The 14,350-nt window shown below is 62.4% G+C and carries 15 protein-coding genes; 8 read left to right on the top strand and 7 right to left on the bottom strand.

What is annotated here, in order from left to right; translation table 11 throughout:
- Positions 1-85: 85 nt before the first annotated feature.
- A complete protein-coding gene (gene choX, locus FAA86_RS05610; RefSeq protein WP_246035012.1) occupies positions 86-985 on the top strand; it encodes a choline ABC transporter substrate-binding protein in 900 nt (299 codons plus the stop codon).
- Positions 986-997: 12 nt separating this feature from the next.
- Positions 998-2,515, top strand: coding sequence for a choline-sulfatase (gene betC / locus FAA86_RS05605; protein ID WP_136538803.1), 1,518 nt, complete (start codon positions 998-1,000; stop codon positions 2,513-2,515).
- 61 nt (positions 2,516-2,576) lie between these two features.
- On the opposite strand, the gene gmk is transcribed toward betC, so the two are convergent.
- The 7 genes from gmk to fabD form a co-directional block, all read right to left on the bottom strand.
- Positions 2,577-3,224, bottom strand: a complete 648-nt coding sequence (gmk, locus tag FAA86_RS05600) for a guanylate kinase (protein ID WP_113459277.1) — start codon at positions 3,222-3,224, stop codon at positions 2,577-2,579.
- A 3-nt stretch (positions 3,225-3,227) separates the two neighbouring features.
- Positions 3,228-4,118: a YicC/YloC family endoribonuclease gene (locus FAA86_RS05595; protein ID WP_136538801.1), complete on the bottom strand. Its 891-nt coding sequence runs from the start codon at positions 4,116-4,118 to the stop codon at positions 3,228-3,230.
- Between the two features lie 23 nt (positions 4,119-4,141).
- On the bottom strand, positions 4,142-5,359 hold the full coding sequence (mltG, locus tag FAA86_RS05590) for an endolytic transglycosylase MltG (protein ID WP_136538799.1): 1,218 nt from the start codon (positions 5,357-5,359) through the stop codon (positions 4,142-4,144).
- Between the two features lie 194 nt (positions 5,360-5,553).
- Positions 5,554-6,810: a beta-ketoacyl-ACP synthase II gene (gene fabF / locus FAA86_RS05585; RefSeq protein WP_136538797.1), complete on the bottom strand. Its 1,257-nt coding sequence runs from the start codon at positions 6,808-6,810 to the stop codon at positions 5,554-5,556.
- 132 nt (positions 6,811-6,942) lie between these two features.
- A complete protein-coding gene (locus FAA86_RS05580; protein WP_027675866.1) occupies positions 6,943-7,179 on the bottom strand; it encodes an acyl carrier protein in 237 nt (78 codons plus the stop codon).
- 276 nt (positions 7,180-7,455) lie between these two features.
- Positions 7,456-8,193 (bottom strand): 3-oxoacyl-[acyl-carrier-protein] reductase, encoded by a 738-nt coding sequence (gene fabG, locus FAA86_RS05575; RefSeq protein WP_113459274.1) that lies wholly within the window; start codon positions 8,191-8,193, stop codon positions 7,456-7,458.
- 43 nt (positions 8,194-8,236) lie between these two features.
- Positions 8,237-9,181 (bottom strand): ACP S-malonyltransferase, encoded by a 945-nt coding sequence (gene fabD / locus FAA86_RS05570; protein WP_136538795.1) that lies wholly within the window; start codon positions 9,179-9,181, stop codon positions 8,237-8,239.
- Positions 9,182-9,389: 208 nt separating this feature from the next.
- Between fabD and FAA86_RS05565 the strand changes: the two genes are divergently transcribed.
- The 6 genes from FAA86_RS05565 (at position 9,390) to rplI (ending at position 14,284) form a co-directional block, all read left to right on the top strand.
- Positions 9,390-10,433, top strand: coding sequence for an aldo/keto reductase (locus tag FAA86_RS05565; RefSeq protein WP_136538793.1), 1,044 nt, complete (start codon positions 9,390-9,392; stop codon positions 10,431-10,433).
- 133 nt (positions 10,434-10,566) lie between these two features.
- The gene (locus FAA86_RS05560; protein ID WP_136538791.1) at positions 10,567-11,499 is read left to right on the top strand and encodes a calcium/sodium antiporter; all 933 of its coding nucleotides are present in this window, start codon (positions 10,567-10,569) and stop codon (positions 11,497-11,499) included.
- A 314-nt stretch (positions 11,500-11,813) separates the two neighbouring features.
- On the top strand, positions 11,814-12,260 hold the full coding sequence (gene rpsF / locus FAA86_RS05555; protein WP_136538789.1) for a 30S ribosomal protein S6: 447 nt from the start codon (positions 11,814-11,816) through the stop codon (positions 12,258-12,260).
- A gap of 24 nt (positions 12,261-12,284) precedes the next feature.
- Complete coding sequence (rpsR, locus tag FAA86_RS05550) at positions 12,285-12,533, top strand: 30S ribosomal protein S18 (RefSeq protein WP_113459269.1); 249 nt, start codon at positions 12,285-12,287, stop codon at positions 12,531-12,533.
- A gap of 178 nt (positions 12,534-12,711) precedes the next feature.
- Complete coding sequence (locus FAA86_RS05545) at positions 12,712-13,686, top strand: DUF2232 domain-containing protein (RefSeq protein WP_136538787.1); 975 nt, start codon at positions 12,712-12,714, stop codon at positions 13,684-13,686.
- 19 nt (positions 13,687-13,705) lie between these two features.
- Positions 13,706-14,284, top strand: a complete 579-nt coding sequence (gene rplI / locus FAA86_RS05540; protein WP_113459267.1) for a 50S ribosomal protein L9 — start codon at positions 13,706-13,708, stop codon at positions 14,282-14,284.
- Positions 14,285-14,350: the final 66 nt, after the last annotated feature.

The raw sequence follows: 14,350 nt of genomic DNA, 5'->3' as shown, positions 1-14,350 counted from the left end.
TACAATATCACAAAAAGAGGGAACCACTATGCGCATGACACTCGACAATCGCACGGGGCTTGGCGGTTTGGCCGCGCTTGCACTGATGCTCCTCACCTCGACAGCCTCCGCCGCAGATTCGGAGAGCTGCAAGGTGGTTCGCCTGTCGGATCCGGGCTGGACCGACATCACCGCGACCAACGGCGTTGCTTCGGTCGTTCTCGACGCACTCGGCTATGACCCCGACGTCAAGACCCTGTCCGTTCCGATCGGCTATCAGTCGATGAAGAACGGCGAGATCGACGTTTTCCTCGGCAACTGGATGCCGGCACAGCAGGCCTTCATCGATGACCTCAACAGCGCCAAGGCGATCGAGGTTCTGGCGAAGAACCTCGAAGGGGCAAAGTTCACCCTGGCGGTGCCGACGGCAACGGCTGAAAAGGGCATCAAGGACTTTGCCGATCTCGGCAAAAACCCCGGCGAGTTCGAAAGCAAGATCTACGGCATCGAGCCGGGCGCGCCGGCCAACGGCAATATCCAGAAGATGATCGATGCCGGCGAATTCGGCCTCAAGGGCTGGGAACTGGTCGAATCCGGCGAGCAGGCCATGCTGGCGCAGGTCGAGCGGGCCACGAAGGAAGGCAAGGGCGTCGTCTTCCTCGCCTGGGCGCCGCATCCGATGAACGAGCGCTTCGACATCACCTATCTTTCCGGAGGGGACGCCTATTTCGGGCCGAACTACGGCGGTGCGGAAGTCTATACGCTCGGACGCACCGGCTGGAGCGAAAGCTGCCCGAATGCCGCGATGCTCTTCAAGCACATGACCTTCGACGTCTCCATGGAAAACGTGCTGATGGGCGAGATCCTGGGCGGCAAGGAGTCCAAGGGGGCGGCAACCGAGTGGCTGAAGGCCAATCCGGCCGTGCTCGACACCTGGCTGAAGGGTGTTACGACTCTGGACGGCCAGCCGGGTGACGCGGCGGTCAAGTCGGCCCTCGGTCTTTGAGGTTTGAAATCCGTGCATTCACGTCCGAACATCCTGATCCTGATGGTGGATCAGTTCAACGGGACCTTCTTTCCGGATGGTCCCGCAGACTTCCTGCATGCTCCACATCTGAAAGCCCTGGCGAAGCGCTCCGTGCGCTTCGCCAACACCTATACCGCAAGCCCGCTCTGCGCGCCGGCACGCGCCTCCTTCATGTCGGGGCAGTTGCCGAGCCGGACGCGGGTCTACGACAATGCCGCGGAGTTCGCTTCCGACATCCCGACATTCGCCCATCACCTGCGCGCGGCCGGTTACCAGACCAGCCTCTCCGGCAAGATGCATTTCGTCGGGCCTGACCAGTTGCATGGCTTTGAAGAGCGGTTGACGACCGACATCTATCCGGCCGATTTCGGCTGGACGCCTGATTATCGCAAGCCGGGTGAGCGGATCGACTGGTGGTATCACAATCTCGGATCTGTCACGGGTGCTGGCGTGGCCGAGATCACCAACCAGATGGAATATGATGACGAGGTGGCCTACAACGCCACCCGGCGGCTCTATGATCTCTCGCGCGGCCACGACGAGCGGCCCTGGTGCCTGACCGTCAGCTTCACACATCCGCATGACCCCTATGTGGCGCGCCGCAAGTACTGGGATCTCTATGAGGGTTGCGAAGCCCTGCAGCCCAGCGTTCCGGCGATCCCGTACGACGAGCAGGATCCGCATTCGAAACGACTGATGGACGCCTGCGACCATCAGGCCTTCGACATCACGGACGAGAACGTGGCACGGGCCCGGCAGGGCTATTTCGCCAACATCTCCTATGTGGACGACAAGATCGGCGAAATCCTTGATGTGCTTGAGCGGACGCGGATGGCGGAGAACACCGTGATCCTCTTCGTTTCCGACCATGGCGACATGCTCGGCGAACGGGGCCTCTGGTTCAAGATGAACTTCTTAGAGGGCTCTGCACGCGTTCCGATGATGTTGACGGTGCCCGGCGTAGAGGGACGGCTGGTCACGACCCCGGTCTCGACATTGGACGTCACCCCGACGCTTGCCGGTCTCGCGGGCATCGACATCTCGACGATCGCCGACTGGACGGACGGCGAGGATCTGATGCCGCTCGCGACAGGCACCGGTGGACGCAGCATCGTGCCGATGGAATATGCCGCGGAAGGCACCGTCAGCCCGATGGTGGGGCTGCGCAACGCACGCTACAAGCTGACACTCTGCGAGGCCGATCCGCCCATTCTGACCGATCTTGAAGCAGATCCCTACGAGCTCACCAATCTCGCAGACGACCCCGGCGCGGCCGACATCTTCGCTGCACTCAGTGAAGAAGCGTCCCGTCGCTGGGATCTCTCCCGCTTCGATGCGGCGGTTCGCGAAAGCCAGGCGCGTCGGCACATCGTTTACCGGGCTTTGCGCAACGGCGCCTATTTCCCCTGGGATTACCAGCCTCTGCAAAAAGCGTCGGAGCGCTACATGCGCAACCACATGGATCTCAACATCCTCGAGGAAAGCCAGCGCTTCCCGCGCGGCGAATAGCCAAAGAAAAAGGGCGGCCGAGATACTCGCGCCGCCCTTTTCAATTCCAAGTCCTGATGCCTCAGGCGATCAGGCCTTCGACAAAGTCGAACAGGCCATGGCGACGGTCGCGGCGCAGGCGCTCGGCCTTGACGATCGACTGGACCGCATCGAAGGCCGAGTTCAGGTCGTCATTGACGATGACATAGTCATATTCCCGCCAATGCTTGATCTCCGCGCGCGAGTTGTTGAGACGGGTCTGGATGACCTCTTCCGTGTCTTCCGCGCGGCGATGCAGCCGCGACTGCAGCTCGGCCATGGTCGGCGGCAGGATGAAGATCGACACGACGTCGGCCGACATTTTTTCCTGCAGCTGCTGGGCGCCCTGCCAGTCGATGTCGAAAAGCATGTCGCGGCCTTCGCCCATCGCGGTCTCGACGGCCTCGCGCGGCGTGCCGTAGTAGTTGCCGTGAACCTGCGCCCATTCCAGAAGGCTGTCGCTGTCGCGCAGGCGTTCAAATTCGCGCTGCGAGACGAAGTGATAGTGCACACCCTCGATCTCGCTCTGGCGCCGTTGGCGTGTGGTCACGCTCACCGACAGGCTGATCTGCTGGTCACGGTCCATCAGGGTCCTGGCGATGGTGGACTTCCCGGCACCCGAGGGCGAGGAAATGACCAGCATCAGGCCGCGCCTTGCGATCTTGACGGGTGTTGAGGCGGCAGCGGCCATGGACTACTCCAGATTCTGAACCTGTTCGCGGAACTGGTCGATGACGACCTTCAATTCGATGCCGGCGGCGGTGACCGCGACGGCATTTGATTTGGAACAGATAGTATTTGATTCTCTGTTAAATTCCTGCGCCAGGAAATCGAGCTTGCGGCCGACGGGACCGCCGGTTGCGAGGAGTTCGCGTGCCGCCGTCACGTGGGCCTTCAACCGGTCGATTTCCTCACGCAGATCAGCCTTGGTGGCAATCAGCGCGATTTCCTGATGCAGGCGGTCGCGGTCGAGGCCTGATGTCGTGTCCATAAGGGCCGCGAGCTGCGCCTCCAGCCGGCGCGCGATTTCTTCCGGGGAGCGCGAGGGATCGGCCTCGATCTGCAGGGCGAGGTCCTCGATGCGAAGGATGTGGTCTTCGAGGATCCGGCGCAGAGCCGCACCTTCCGTCGTGCGCATGTCGGCGAGCGCCGAGATCGCACGCTCGAGACCGCCAAGGATATCGGCATCACGCGCCGCGATCGCTTCGGCATCATCGGTGGCTTCCCGCATGTCGACGAGGCCACGGATGGACAGGAGCGTGTCGAGCTTCAGCGGCGCCGGATCGAGAACCTCCGGGCCCAGTTCGTCGCGCAGCGCCAACACCGCCGCCAGAGCGTCACGGTTCAGCACCGCTTCCACCTTGTTTTCACTGACCGTGACGGACAGGCCGATCTGGATGTTGCCGCGCGTCAGGCGCTCGCCCGCCAGACGGCGGATATCGGCTTCCAGACCTTCGTGCCCCTGGGGCAGACGGGTGCGAAGATCCAGCCCCTTGCCGTTGACCGAGCGCAGTTCCCAGGCCCACCGGTAGCGACCGGACGAGCCTTCGACCCGGGCGAAGCCCGTCATGGATTGCAGTGTCATGTCCCCGCCCCTCAAGCCCGGTGTCAGTTGTTCGCCGTCGGATCCGCTTCCGGCTCGACATCCAGTGTTGCCGGCGGCGTCTGCGCGCGTTCGGCCTCGATCTTGCGCCAGCGGCGCACATTCGCATTGTGCTCTTCCAGCGTCGCGGCAAAGGCATGGCCGCCCGAGCCGTCTGCGACGAAGTAGAGGTCTTCCGTCTTCCACGGATGCGCGACTGCTTCGAGAGCAGCGCGGCCGGGGTTGGCGATCGGGCCTGGCGGCAGTCCCTTGATCACATAGGTGTTGTAGGGCGTTTCCTTGCGGATGTCGGACTGGAAGATCGGACGATCCGCCGGCTTCCCGTCCCCACCGAAGAGACCGTAGATGATCGTCGGGTCGGACTGCAGGCGCATGCCCTTGTTCAGGCGGTTGATGAAGACGGAGGCGACATGCGCGCGCTCGTCGTCCTTGCCGGTTTCCTTCTCGACGATGGAGGCCAGCGTGACGAACTCTTCCTTGGTCTCGATCGGCAGATCCGGATCGCGCTTCTCCCAGATCTGGTCGATCAGGCGCTCCTGAGCGGTACGCATCTGGGTGACGATCTCGGCGCGGTTGGTGCCGCGGGTGAACTTGTAGGTATCAGGGCGCAGGCTGCCCTCCGGCGGCAGTTCGGTCGGCAGATCGCCTTCGAGCACCGGATCGGCGGCAAGCCGCTGGAACATCTGCTTGACCGTCAGGCCCTCCGGCAGAGACACCGAGTAGAGGATCGACTTGCCGGATTCGAGAAGTGCGGTGACCTCCTTCATCGAGGAACCGGCCTTGATCTCGTATTCACCGGCCTTCAGGGTCTGACCGTCCTGGAGATAGGTGGTCGTGACATAGCGGTAGATGCGAGCGTCGGAGACGATGCCATTGCGCTCGAGGTTGTTGGCGATCTCGGCGAGGCCAGCGCCGCTGCGCACGACGAAATTGGTGTTCGCCGAGAGCGGACCCGGCTTCTGGTAGGCGTCCATCACGTAGAAGAAGCCGGCAACGGCGACCGCGCTGACGAAGACCACCATGGTCATCAGGAAATTCAGGAAGATGACAAGCTGGCTGCGGGCCTTGCGCGACCGGCGCGGCGGCTGCGGCACGCGTTCAGGGCGCAGCGCCTCGTTCGGCGACTTCGGAATGAAGGGTCCCTTGCCCTGCTGGGGCTCGGCATCGCGGCCGAAGGAGACACCGTTGTTCTGGCTACCGCCGTTCTGGCTGTTGTCGGTCACCGGCAATCCTTCTTTGTTTCGCACTCGCGGCTGTTTCTTCCAGCAATGCGGCAAAATCCGGGTCGTCGTCCGGCACAGCTGCGCCGGGCGTTGGGATGATTTCTATCCGCAGAAAGTGGCGGCGGGCAAGAGCGCGCCGCCGTCATCCAGAGCTATCACGACCGGTTGATGGCCATCCGCCGGCCGTCGCTCGATCAGCCCTCGTAGCGCTTGAGCACCAGCGAGGCATTCGTGCCGCCAAAGCCGAAGGAATTGGACAGGGCAACATTGATCTCGCGCTTGCGCGCCGTGTGCGGCACGAGGTCGATCTTGGTCTCGACATCCGGGCTGTCGAGGTTCAGCGTCGGCGGTGCGACGTTGTCACGGATCGCAAGCGTCGAGAAGATCGCTTCGACCGCCCCGGCGGCGCCGAGCAGGTGGCCGATGGCCGACTTGGTCGAGGACATCGAGACATTGGCCGCATGATCGCCGAGCAGGCGTTCAACGGCACCGAGCTCGATCGTATCGGCCATGGTCGAGGTGCCGTGGGCGTTGATGTAGTCGATGTCCGACGGCTTCAGACCGGCGCGCTTCAGCGCCATGGTCATGCAGCGGAAGGCACCATCGCCGTCTTCCGAAGGCGCCGTGATGTGGAAAGCGTCACCCGACAGACCGTAGCCGACGACTTCGGCATAGATCTTGGCGCCGCGGGCCTTGGCATGTTCCAGCTCTTCGAGAACCACGATGCCGGCGCCCTCGCCCATGACGAAGCCGTCACGATCCTTGTCATAGGGGCGCGAGGCGGCGGTCGGATCGTCGTTGCGGGCGGTGGACAGCGCCTTGCAGGCGGCAAAGCCGGCGAGCGAGATGCGGCTGATCGGAGATTCCGTACCGCCGGCCACCATGACATCGGCATCGCCAAGCGCCACGAGACGGGCAGCGTCACCGATCGCATGCGCGCCGGTCGAGCAGGCGGTGACCACGGAGTGGTTCGGGCCGCGCAGCTTGTGGCGGATCGAGACCTGGCCGGAAGCGAGGTTGATCAGACGACCGGGAATGAAGAAGGGCGACAGACGACGCGGGCCCTTGTCGCGCAGGATGTGGCCTGCCTCGACGATGCCTTCAATGCCACCGATACCGGAGCCAATCAGCACGCCGGTGGCGCATTGGTCGTCATCGGTCTGCGGCTCCCAGCCGGCGTCCTTCAACGCCATGTCGGCGGCGGCAACGGCGTAGATGATGAAGTGGTCGACCTTGCGCTGTTCCTTGGGCTCCATCCAGTCATCAGGATTCCAGGCACCCTCGCCTTCGGTCGGAATACGGCAGGCGATCTTTGCGGGGAGATCTTCGACCTCGAACTCCGTCACCAGACGCGCGCCGCTCTGGCCGGCGAGAAGCCGCTGCCAGGTCAGTTCCGTACCCACTCCCAGAGGCGATACCATGCCGGTACCGGTGATGACGACACGTCTCATCGTGCGAAGCCCACCCTAAATTCGTTGACCGAAGTCACTGTAAACAAAGGTCCAGATACAACAAGGCCCGCTCATCGCGGGCCCAAGCGGACAGGACGGGCTTGCGCCCGCCTTCCGCAGCAGTCTTATCGATCAGGCCTGGGCCTTCTCGATGAACTTCACGGCGTCACCGACCGTGAGGATCGAGTCAGCTGCGTCGTCCGGGATCTCGACGCCGAATTCTTCTTCGAAGGCCATGACGAGTTCGACGGTGTCGAGCGAGTCAGCGCCCAGATCGTCGATGAAGCTCGCGCCTTCGACGACCTTGTCAGCGTCTACGCCGAGATGATCAACTACAATTTTCTTCACGCGTTCTGCGATATCGCTCATGTCGGTATCCTCGACCTTCTAAAATTCAGAGGGAGCCATAATGGCGTCCCTACCCTGCATTCAGCCGGTGATCGCTTTCGTCCCCACCAGCAAACCCTTCGGCCCTGACCCAGAGCGGTTTATGCAAACAAAAGCATAAACTTCGGCTCATGAGACGGAGCGACTGCTCACAGTCATGGAGCGCTTAACACGGTTTAAGCGCGCCGCAAAGCCAGAAATTCGCCCGTTTGCCTCGGTCAACATCCTATTGCAGAGGGGCAATTTCCGGCAATTCGATCAGATCATCGCCATGCCGCCATTCACGTGCAGCGTCTGCCCGGTCATGTAGGCCGCCTCGTTGGAAGCGAGGTAGACGACGGCAGAGGCGACTTCGGCACCGGTGCCCATGCGCTTCATGGGAATGGCACCCATGATCGCTTCCTTCTGCTTGTCGTTCAGCTTGCCGGTCATCGCGCTTTCGATGAAGCCCGGAGCAACGCAGTTCACCGTCACGTTGCGGGTCGCGATTTCCTGGCCGAGCGACTTGGTGAAGCCGATCATGCCGGCCTTGGAGGCGCAGTAGTTGGCCTGGCCCGGATTGCCGGTGACGCCGACGACGGAAGTGATGTTGATGATGCGGCCGAAACGGCGGCGCATCATCGGATGCGTCAGCTCGCGGGTCAGCCGGAAGACGGCGGTCAGGTTGACCTCGAGAACCGCATCCCAGTCGGCATCCGACATGCGCACGAACAGGCCGTCCTTGGTGATGCCGGCATTGTTGACGAGGATGTCGACGCCTTCGAGTTCGGCTTCGGCCTTTTCGCCCAGCGCCTTGACCTCGTCGCGATCGGAGAGGTTGGCCGGGAAGATCTTGACGCGGTCACCGAGTTCGGCGGCCAGCGCTTCCAGCTTTTCCACGCGCGTGCCGTGCAGGCCGACGATCGCGCCCTGGGCATGCAGCTGGCGTGCAATTTCTTCGCCGATGCCACCGGTGGCGCCAGTCACGAGGGCCTTGCGGCCGGTCAGATCGAACATGGTCGGGTTCCTTGTTGTTCGTTGAGGCGATCAGCCGTTCATCTTAGCCGTTGAGGGCGGCGATCACTGCGTCGATATCGGCCGGGCCATTGACGGCCACGCCGTTGATGTTCTTGTCGATGCGGCGGGCAAGACCCGTCAGGACCTTGCCGGCGCCCACTTCGTAAAGCGTGGTGACGCCATTGGCACCGAACCACTCCACCGTCTCGCGCCAGCGGACCTGGCCGGTGACCTGCTCGACGAGCAGGTCGGCGATCTCGGCTGCCGACGTGACGGGAGCGGCGCGCACATTGGCGATCAGCGGCACGACGGGATCCGTCTTCTCGACCTTGGCCAGGGCTTCGCGCATCGCGTCAGCCGCCGGCCCCATCAGGGCCGAATGGAAAGGTGCCGAAACCGGCAACATGATGGCACGCTTGGCGCCCTTTTCGGAGGCGAGTGCTGCAGCCTTCTCCACCGCGCCCTTGGCGCCGGAGATGACAAGCTGGCCGCCGCCATTGTCATTGGCGATCTGGCAGGGACCGACGGCGGAGGCTTCCGTGCAGATCGCCTGCACGTCGCCATGCTCCAGCCCGATGATGGCGGCCATGGCGCCCTCACCCACGGGAACGGCCGCCTGCATGGCATTGCCGCGAATGCGCAGGAGACGCGCGGTGTCGGCGATCGAGAAGGTGCCGGCTGCGCAGAGGGCGGAGTATTCGCCGAGCGAATGGCCGGCGACGTAGGAGACCTTCGACTTCAGATCCAGGCCCTTGGCTTCCAGCACGCGGATGACGGCCATCGACACGGCCATCAGCGCCGGCTGGGCGTTGGCGGTCAGGGTCAGAGTCTCTTCCGGACCGTTCCACATGATGTCGGACAGCTTCTGGCCGAGCGCTTCGTCGACTTCTTCGAAGACCGCGCGGGCTTCGGCAAAATTGTCGGCAAGGTCCTTGCCCATTCCGACGGCCTGGCTGCCCTGGCCCGGGAAGGTGAATGCGACTGACATGGGCGTTTCTCCCTTGGTTTTTTCCTGTCAATTCACAGATGGGCCTTATAAGTCAAGCCTTGCACCCTCCTGCCGCCCCCTCGAACCACCACTTCGACAGGGCTGTTCCACAGCTATCGGCATCTTGCGGTACATCAATTTCTGCCTAAATTGTCGCGGACCGCCCTCCGCCTCCCAAGGCAAACTTCTCCATAAATGAGGCTTCCCCATGAAGATGAACCGGCTCGGCCGAACCGATATCCTTGTTTCCGAAATCTGCCTTGGCACCATGACCTGGGGTTCGCAGAACACGCGCGAGGAAGCGTACCAGCAGATGGATTACGCGCTCGACCATGGCGTGAACTTCTTCGACACGGCCGAACTCTATCCGACGACGCCGCTTTCCGCAGAGACCTATGCGGATACCGAACGCCTGATCGGCGACTGGTTCGAAAAGACCGGCAAGCGCGACAAGGTGGTTCTGGCAACGAAGGTTGCGGGCCCGGGCCGTCCCTACATCCGAGAAGGCAAGCCGATCACGGGTGCCGTGGTCAAGGAGGCCGTCGATGCGAGCCTCAAGCGGCTGAAGACCGACTACATCGACCTCTACCAGATCCACTGGCCGAACCGTGGCCATTTCCACTTCCGCGGCGCCTGGAGCTACAATCCTTTCAAGCAGGATCGGTCGAAAGCATCTGCCGACATCGCGGAGATCCTGGAGGCGCTCGGCGATTGCGTGAAGGCCGGCAAGCTGAAAGCGATCGGTCTTTCCAACGAAACCACTTGGGGTACGCAGAAGTATCTGACGCTCGCCGAGGCCAAGGGGCTGCCGCGCGTCGCGACGATCCAGAACGAATACAATCTTCTCTACCGGCACTACGACCTCGACCTCGCCGAACTCTCGCATCACGAGGATGTCGGACTGCTCGCCTATTCACCGCTCGCGGGCGGCATTCTCTCGGGCAAGTATCTCGACGGGAAGAAGCCGGCCGGTTCGCGCGGCTCGATCAATGGCGACATCGGCGGCCGCTTGGTGCCCCAGCAGGAGGCTGCCACCCGCGCCTATGTCGAACTCGCAAAGGCCAACGGCATCGACCCCTCGGCAATGGCGCTCGCCTTCTGCCTGACGCGACCCTTCATGGCCTCGGTCATCATTGGCGCCACCACCATGGACCAGTTGAAAGTGAATATCGGCGCGGCCGATCTCAAGCTTTCCGACGAGGTGCTGCAGGAGATCGCTAAGATCCATCGTCAATATCCGATGCCGATCTGACGCCCGACATCAACTGCGGCCGCTCACCCAACAAAAACGTGAACGGCCGTGACCTACACATCGCTGCAGTGCATCACCACTTCCGGCGACGATCAAACACGGGCTTTCGGGCCTTCATCCATGGGGGATTGACTTGGATTATCTGTTCGTGGCCGCCGGCCTTGTCGGACTTTACTTCGGAGCTGAATGGCTTTTGCGCGGCGCGATCGCCGTTGCCCAGAAACTCGCCATTCCGACGCTCATCGTGTCACTCGTCATCGTCGGCTTCGGTACCTCAATGCCGGAACTCTTGGTCTCTGTCCGTGCAGCCCTCACCGGCTCCTCCGACATTGCGCTCGGCAATGTGGTCGGCTCAAATACGGCCAACATACTGCTGATCATCGGCGCCTGTGCGATGATCTTCCCGATCACCCATTGGGACAAGGGCGTGAAGCGTGACACCTATGTGATGATCGCCGCAGCCGTTCTGCTGCTGGGCCTCGTCCAGTTCGAGGCCATTGGGCGAATCGCGGGCCTCCTCATGGTCGTCGGCCTGATCGCCTACATCGTCTACGCCTATGTCCAGGGCAAGGAATCGATGGCAGATCTCGCCGATGAAGAGGTCAAGCACGAGACGCTCGGGACGGGTTTCATGGCGCTGCTCATCGCGGGCGGCCTTGCCACGCTGTTCGTCGGCGCAGAACTGCTCGTTCGGGGCGCGACCAACCTCGCCCGAGACTTCGGTGTTTCCGAAGCCGTGATCGGGCTCACTGTCGTTGCCGTCGGCACATCTCTGCCGGAACTTGCCACCGGCGTCATGTCGGCGCTGCGCAAGCATTCCGACATCATGATCGGCAATATCGTCGGATCGAACATTTTCAACATCCTGTTCATCCTGGGCGTGACCTCAGTGATCCAGCCCATCGCCGTCGCTCCTCGCTTTGGTGAATTCGACGTGCCGGTGATGCTGGGTGTGACGATCGGCTTTGCCTTCCTGCTCCTAAGCCATCTCGGCGTTCGCCGTCTGACGGCGGGCGCAATGCTCGTCGCCTATGTCGGCTACACCCTGGCTCTCGTGCAGGTCTGATCGATCGGCCTGCCTGAACACCTGACTTGGGGCCGCCGGCAGAAAATGCCGTGCGGCCCTTGCTTTTGTGGCCAATCCGCGTATAAGCGCGCCGTTCACAACACCCGGTCCTCTGGCTGGTGGCTGAACGGAGGGCTGGCAGGCGATCAAGCTTGCAGCAGGAACCATTAAGGGTTTCCGGCCTCCCGTGTCTCCGCTCTCGACCGTCTCGAACACACTACTTTTCTTGCCGCGGCATTTGCCGCTCAGGAGCAGTCTGTGAGGCTTAGCGCCGGATCCGGGTGACGACAACCGCAAGAAAAGGCAAAGCTTACATGGCTCTTTACGAACACGTATTCCTTGCCCGGCAGGATATGTCCGCTCAGCAGGTTGATGCCCTCGTCGAACAGTACAAGGGTGTCCTCGAAGCTCACGGCGGCAAGGTCGGGCGCGTAGAAAACTTGGGCCTCAAGTCCCTCACCTACCGCATCAAGAAGAACCGCAAGGCTCACTACGCCCTCATGGACATCGATGCCCCGGCAGCTGCCGTCCATGAAATGGAGCGCCAGATGCGCATCAACGAAGACGTTCTTCGTTACATGACCATCGCTGTGGAAGCCCACGAAGAAGGCCCGTCTGCCATGATGCAGAAGCGCGACCGTGACGATCGTCCGCGTCGTGACGGCGACGACCGTGGCCCGCGCCGCGACTTCGGCGACCGTGGTCCGCGCGCTCCCCGCGAAGGCGGTTTCGAGCGTCGTCCGCGCGAAGACCGCGCGTAATTTCGAGCACAAGGACAAAACACAATGGCTGATGCATCCTCTGCTCCGGCACGCCGCCCGTTCCATCGTCGTCGCAAGACCTGCCCCTTCTCGGGCGCAAACGCTCCGCGCATCGACTACAAGGACGTTCGCCTCCTGCAGCGCTACATTTCCGAGCGCGGCAAGATCGTTCCTTCGCGTATCACCGCAGTTTCCCAGAAGAAGCAGCGCGAACTGGCCCAGGCCATCAAGCGCGCCCGTTTCCTCGGCCTGCTGCCCTACGTCGTAGCGTAATCTGATCCGAAGCCTGCCGATCATCGATCGGCGGGCTTCATCCCTTCCGCGTTGGGCGCGGATCGGAACCACCACCCGATGGCGCGCTGCCGCGACATTTGGAAATCCCATGTTGGGGATGCCTCTTGCGAGATCGCTCTGGCCCCTCCCCTAACTGCTAGACAGCAGGACAGCGACAGTGAAGAACCTGGATGCGAAATCGCTGACGACCGGCTTTGTTGCCGGCATTACCGCCGCCCTGCTGGTGCTGGGTGCTGCGGCGCAGCCGACGCTTGCCTCCATTCTCTACGCAGCTTCTGCGCTTCCCGTTCTCATCGTCGGTCTCGGCTGGGGCAATGCCGCCGCGATCACGGCGATTGTGACCGCAGCTCTCCTCGGCACCGTCAGCGTATCGCCGATGTTTGCCTTCGGCATGGCGATCTTCACGCTCGCACCGGCGGGCTGGCTGGCGCATCTGTCGAGCCTTGCGCGTCCCGCTTCCGAGATTGGTGGTCCCGACCATCTGATGGCCTGGTACCCGCTGTCCGACATTCTTCTTCAGCTCTGCAGCTTCGTCACGATTGCCGTCGTCGTGCTCGGCGTCATCATCGGCTTTGGCCCGGAATTCACCGGCCAGCTGGTGGACGCCATGGTCCAGGCGATGAATGCGCAGGATCCGGCCATGGCGCCCGATGCGCTCGCGCTCGAACAGCTAAAGAGCAGCATGGTCGTGCTTCTGCCGATCATCCAGGGCGGCACCTGGGTGCTGCTCCTGACCATGATGTATTACATCGCCATGCGGATCGTCACCGCGTCTGGCCGCAACAAGCGTCCGCGTGAAGACTTCCCGTCGGCGCTTCGGATGAACCGCAACACGGTCTTCATCTTCCTTGCGGGCATCATCGCATGCTTCATCGGCGGCGTGCCGGCCATGATCGGCGCCACCGTCTGCGGCACCTTCGGCGCCGGCTTCCTGATGTCGGGCTTTGCCTGGCTGCATCTCAAGACCCGTGGCCGGGACTGGCGCCTTCCGGCGCTCGTTCTTGCCTATCTCTCCACGATCATGCTGCTCCCGCTCATGATCCCTCTGATCATCGGCCTGTCGGATACCAGACGGACCGTTGCCCTGACCCCGGCCCGCAAGGCCGACACCGACACACCCGAAACTGATTGACACTGAAAGGAACACGACAATGCAGGTCATTCTCCTCGAACGCATCGCCAAGCTCGGCCAGATGGGCGAAACCGTAAAGGTTCGCGACGGCTTCGCCCGTAACTTCCTGCTGCCGCAGGGCAAGGCGCTGCGCGCCAACGAAGCCAACAAGAAGCGTTTCGAAGCCGAGCGCGCCACGCTCGAAGCTCGTAACCTCGAGCGCAAGTCCGAAGCCCAGAAGGTTGCCGACGCTCTCGGTGGCAAGTCCTTCATCGTCGTCCGCTCGGCTGGCGAAACCGGCCAGCTCTACGGTTCTGTCGCTGCTCGTGACGTCGTTGAAATCCTGGCTGCCGAAGGCTTCAACATCGGCCGTAACCAGGTCGAGCTGAATACCCCGATCAAGGCTATCGGCATCCACCAGGTCACCCTGCACCTGCATTCGGAAGTCGAACTGACCGTTGAGCTCAACGTTGCCCGTTCGGCTGAAGAAGCCGAGCGTCAGGCCAAGGGCGAAAGCCTCACCTCGGCCGACGCCATCTACGGCGTTGACGAAGACGCGCTTCGTCCTGAAGACTTCTTCGATCCGGACGCCGACATGGACGGTGACGAAGACCGCTAATCGCTCGCACCTTCGGGTGTAGCGTTACAAAAAAGCCCGGCCCTGCATACGCAAGGTCGGGCTTTT

The organism is Rhizobium rosettiformans W3, from assembly GCF_004912135.1.
In the GTDB taxonomy this organism is placed as follows: Bacteria; Pseudomonadota; Alphaproteobacteria; order Rhizobiales; family Rhizobiaceae; genus Allorhizobium; species Allorhizobium rosettiformans.
Note: the sequence above shows the minus strand (reverse complement) of the source record. Positions and strands in the feature narration are given on the sequence as shown.

Bases quoted from the DNA above. Each gene is read 5' to 3' on its own strand.
- fabG (WP_113459274.1), bottom strand. From the start codon at position 8,193: ATGTTCGATCTGACCGGCCGCAAGGCCCTCGTGACTGGCGCCACCGGT.
- FAA86_RS05595 (WP_136538801.1), bottom strand. From the start codon at position 4,118: ATGACACTGCAATCCATGACGGGCTTCGCCCGGGTCGAAGGCTCGTCC.
- gmk (WP_113459277.1), bottom strand. From the start codon at position 3,224: ATGGCCGCTGCCGCCTCAACACCCGTCAAGATCGCAAGGCGCGGCCTG.
- rplI (WP_113459267.1), top strand. From the start codon at position 13,706: ATGCAGGTCATTCTCCTCGAACGCATCGCCAAGCTCGGCCAGATGGGC.
- rpsF (WP_136538789.1), top strand. From the start codon at position 11,814: ATGGCTCTTTACGAACACGTATTCCTTGCCCGGCAGGATATGTCCGCT.
- fabF (WP_136538797.1), bottom strand. From the start codon at position 6,810: ATGAGACGTGTCGTCATCACCGGTACCGGCATGGTATCGCCTCTGGGA.
- fabD (WP_136538795.1), bottom strand. From the start codon at position 9,181: ATGTCAGTCGCATTCACCTTCCCGGGCCAGGGCAGCCAGGCCGTCGGA.
- rpsR (WP_113459269.1), top strand. From the start codon at position 12,285: ATGGCTGATGCATCCTCTGCTCCGGCACGCCGCCCGTTCCATCGTCGT.
- choX (WP_246035012.1), top strand. From the start codon at position 86: ATGCTCCTCACCTCGACAGCCTCCGCCGCAGATTCGGAGAGCTGCAAG.
- FAA86_RS05580 (WP_027675866.1), bottom strand. From the start codon at position 7,179: ATGAGCGATATCGCAGAACGCGTGAAGAAAATTGTAGTTGATCATCTC.
- FAA86_RS05565 (WP_136538793.1), top strand. From the start codon at position 9,390: ATGAAGATGAACCGGCTCGGCCGAACCGATATCCTTGTTTCCGAAATC.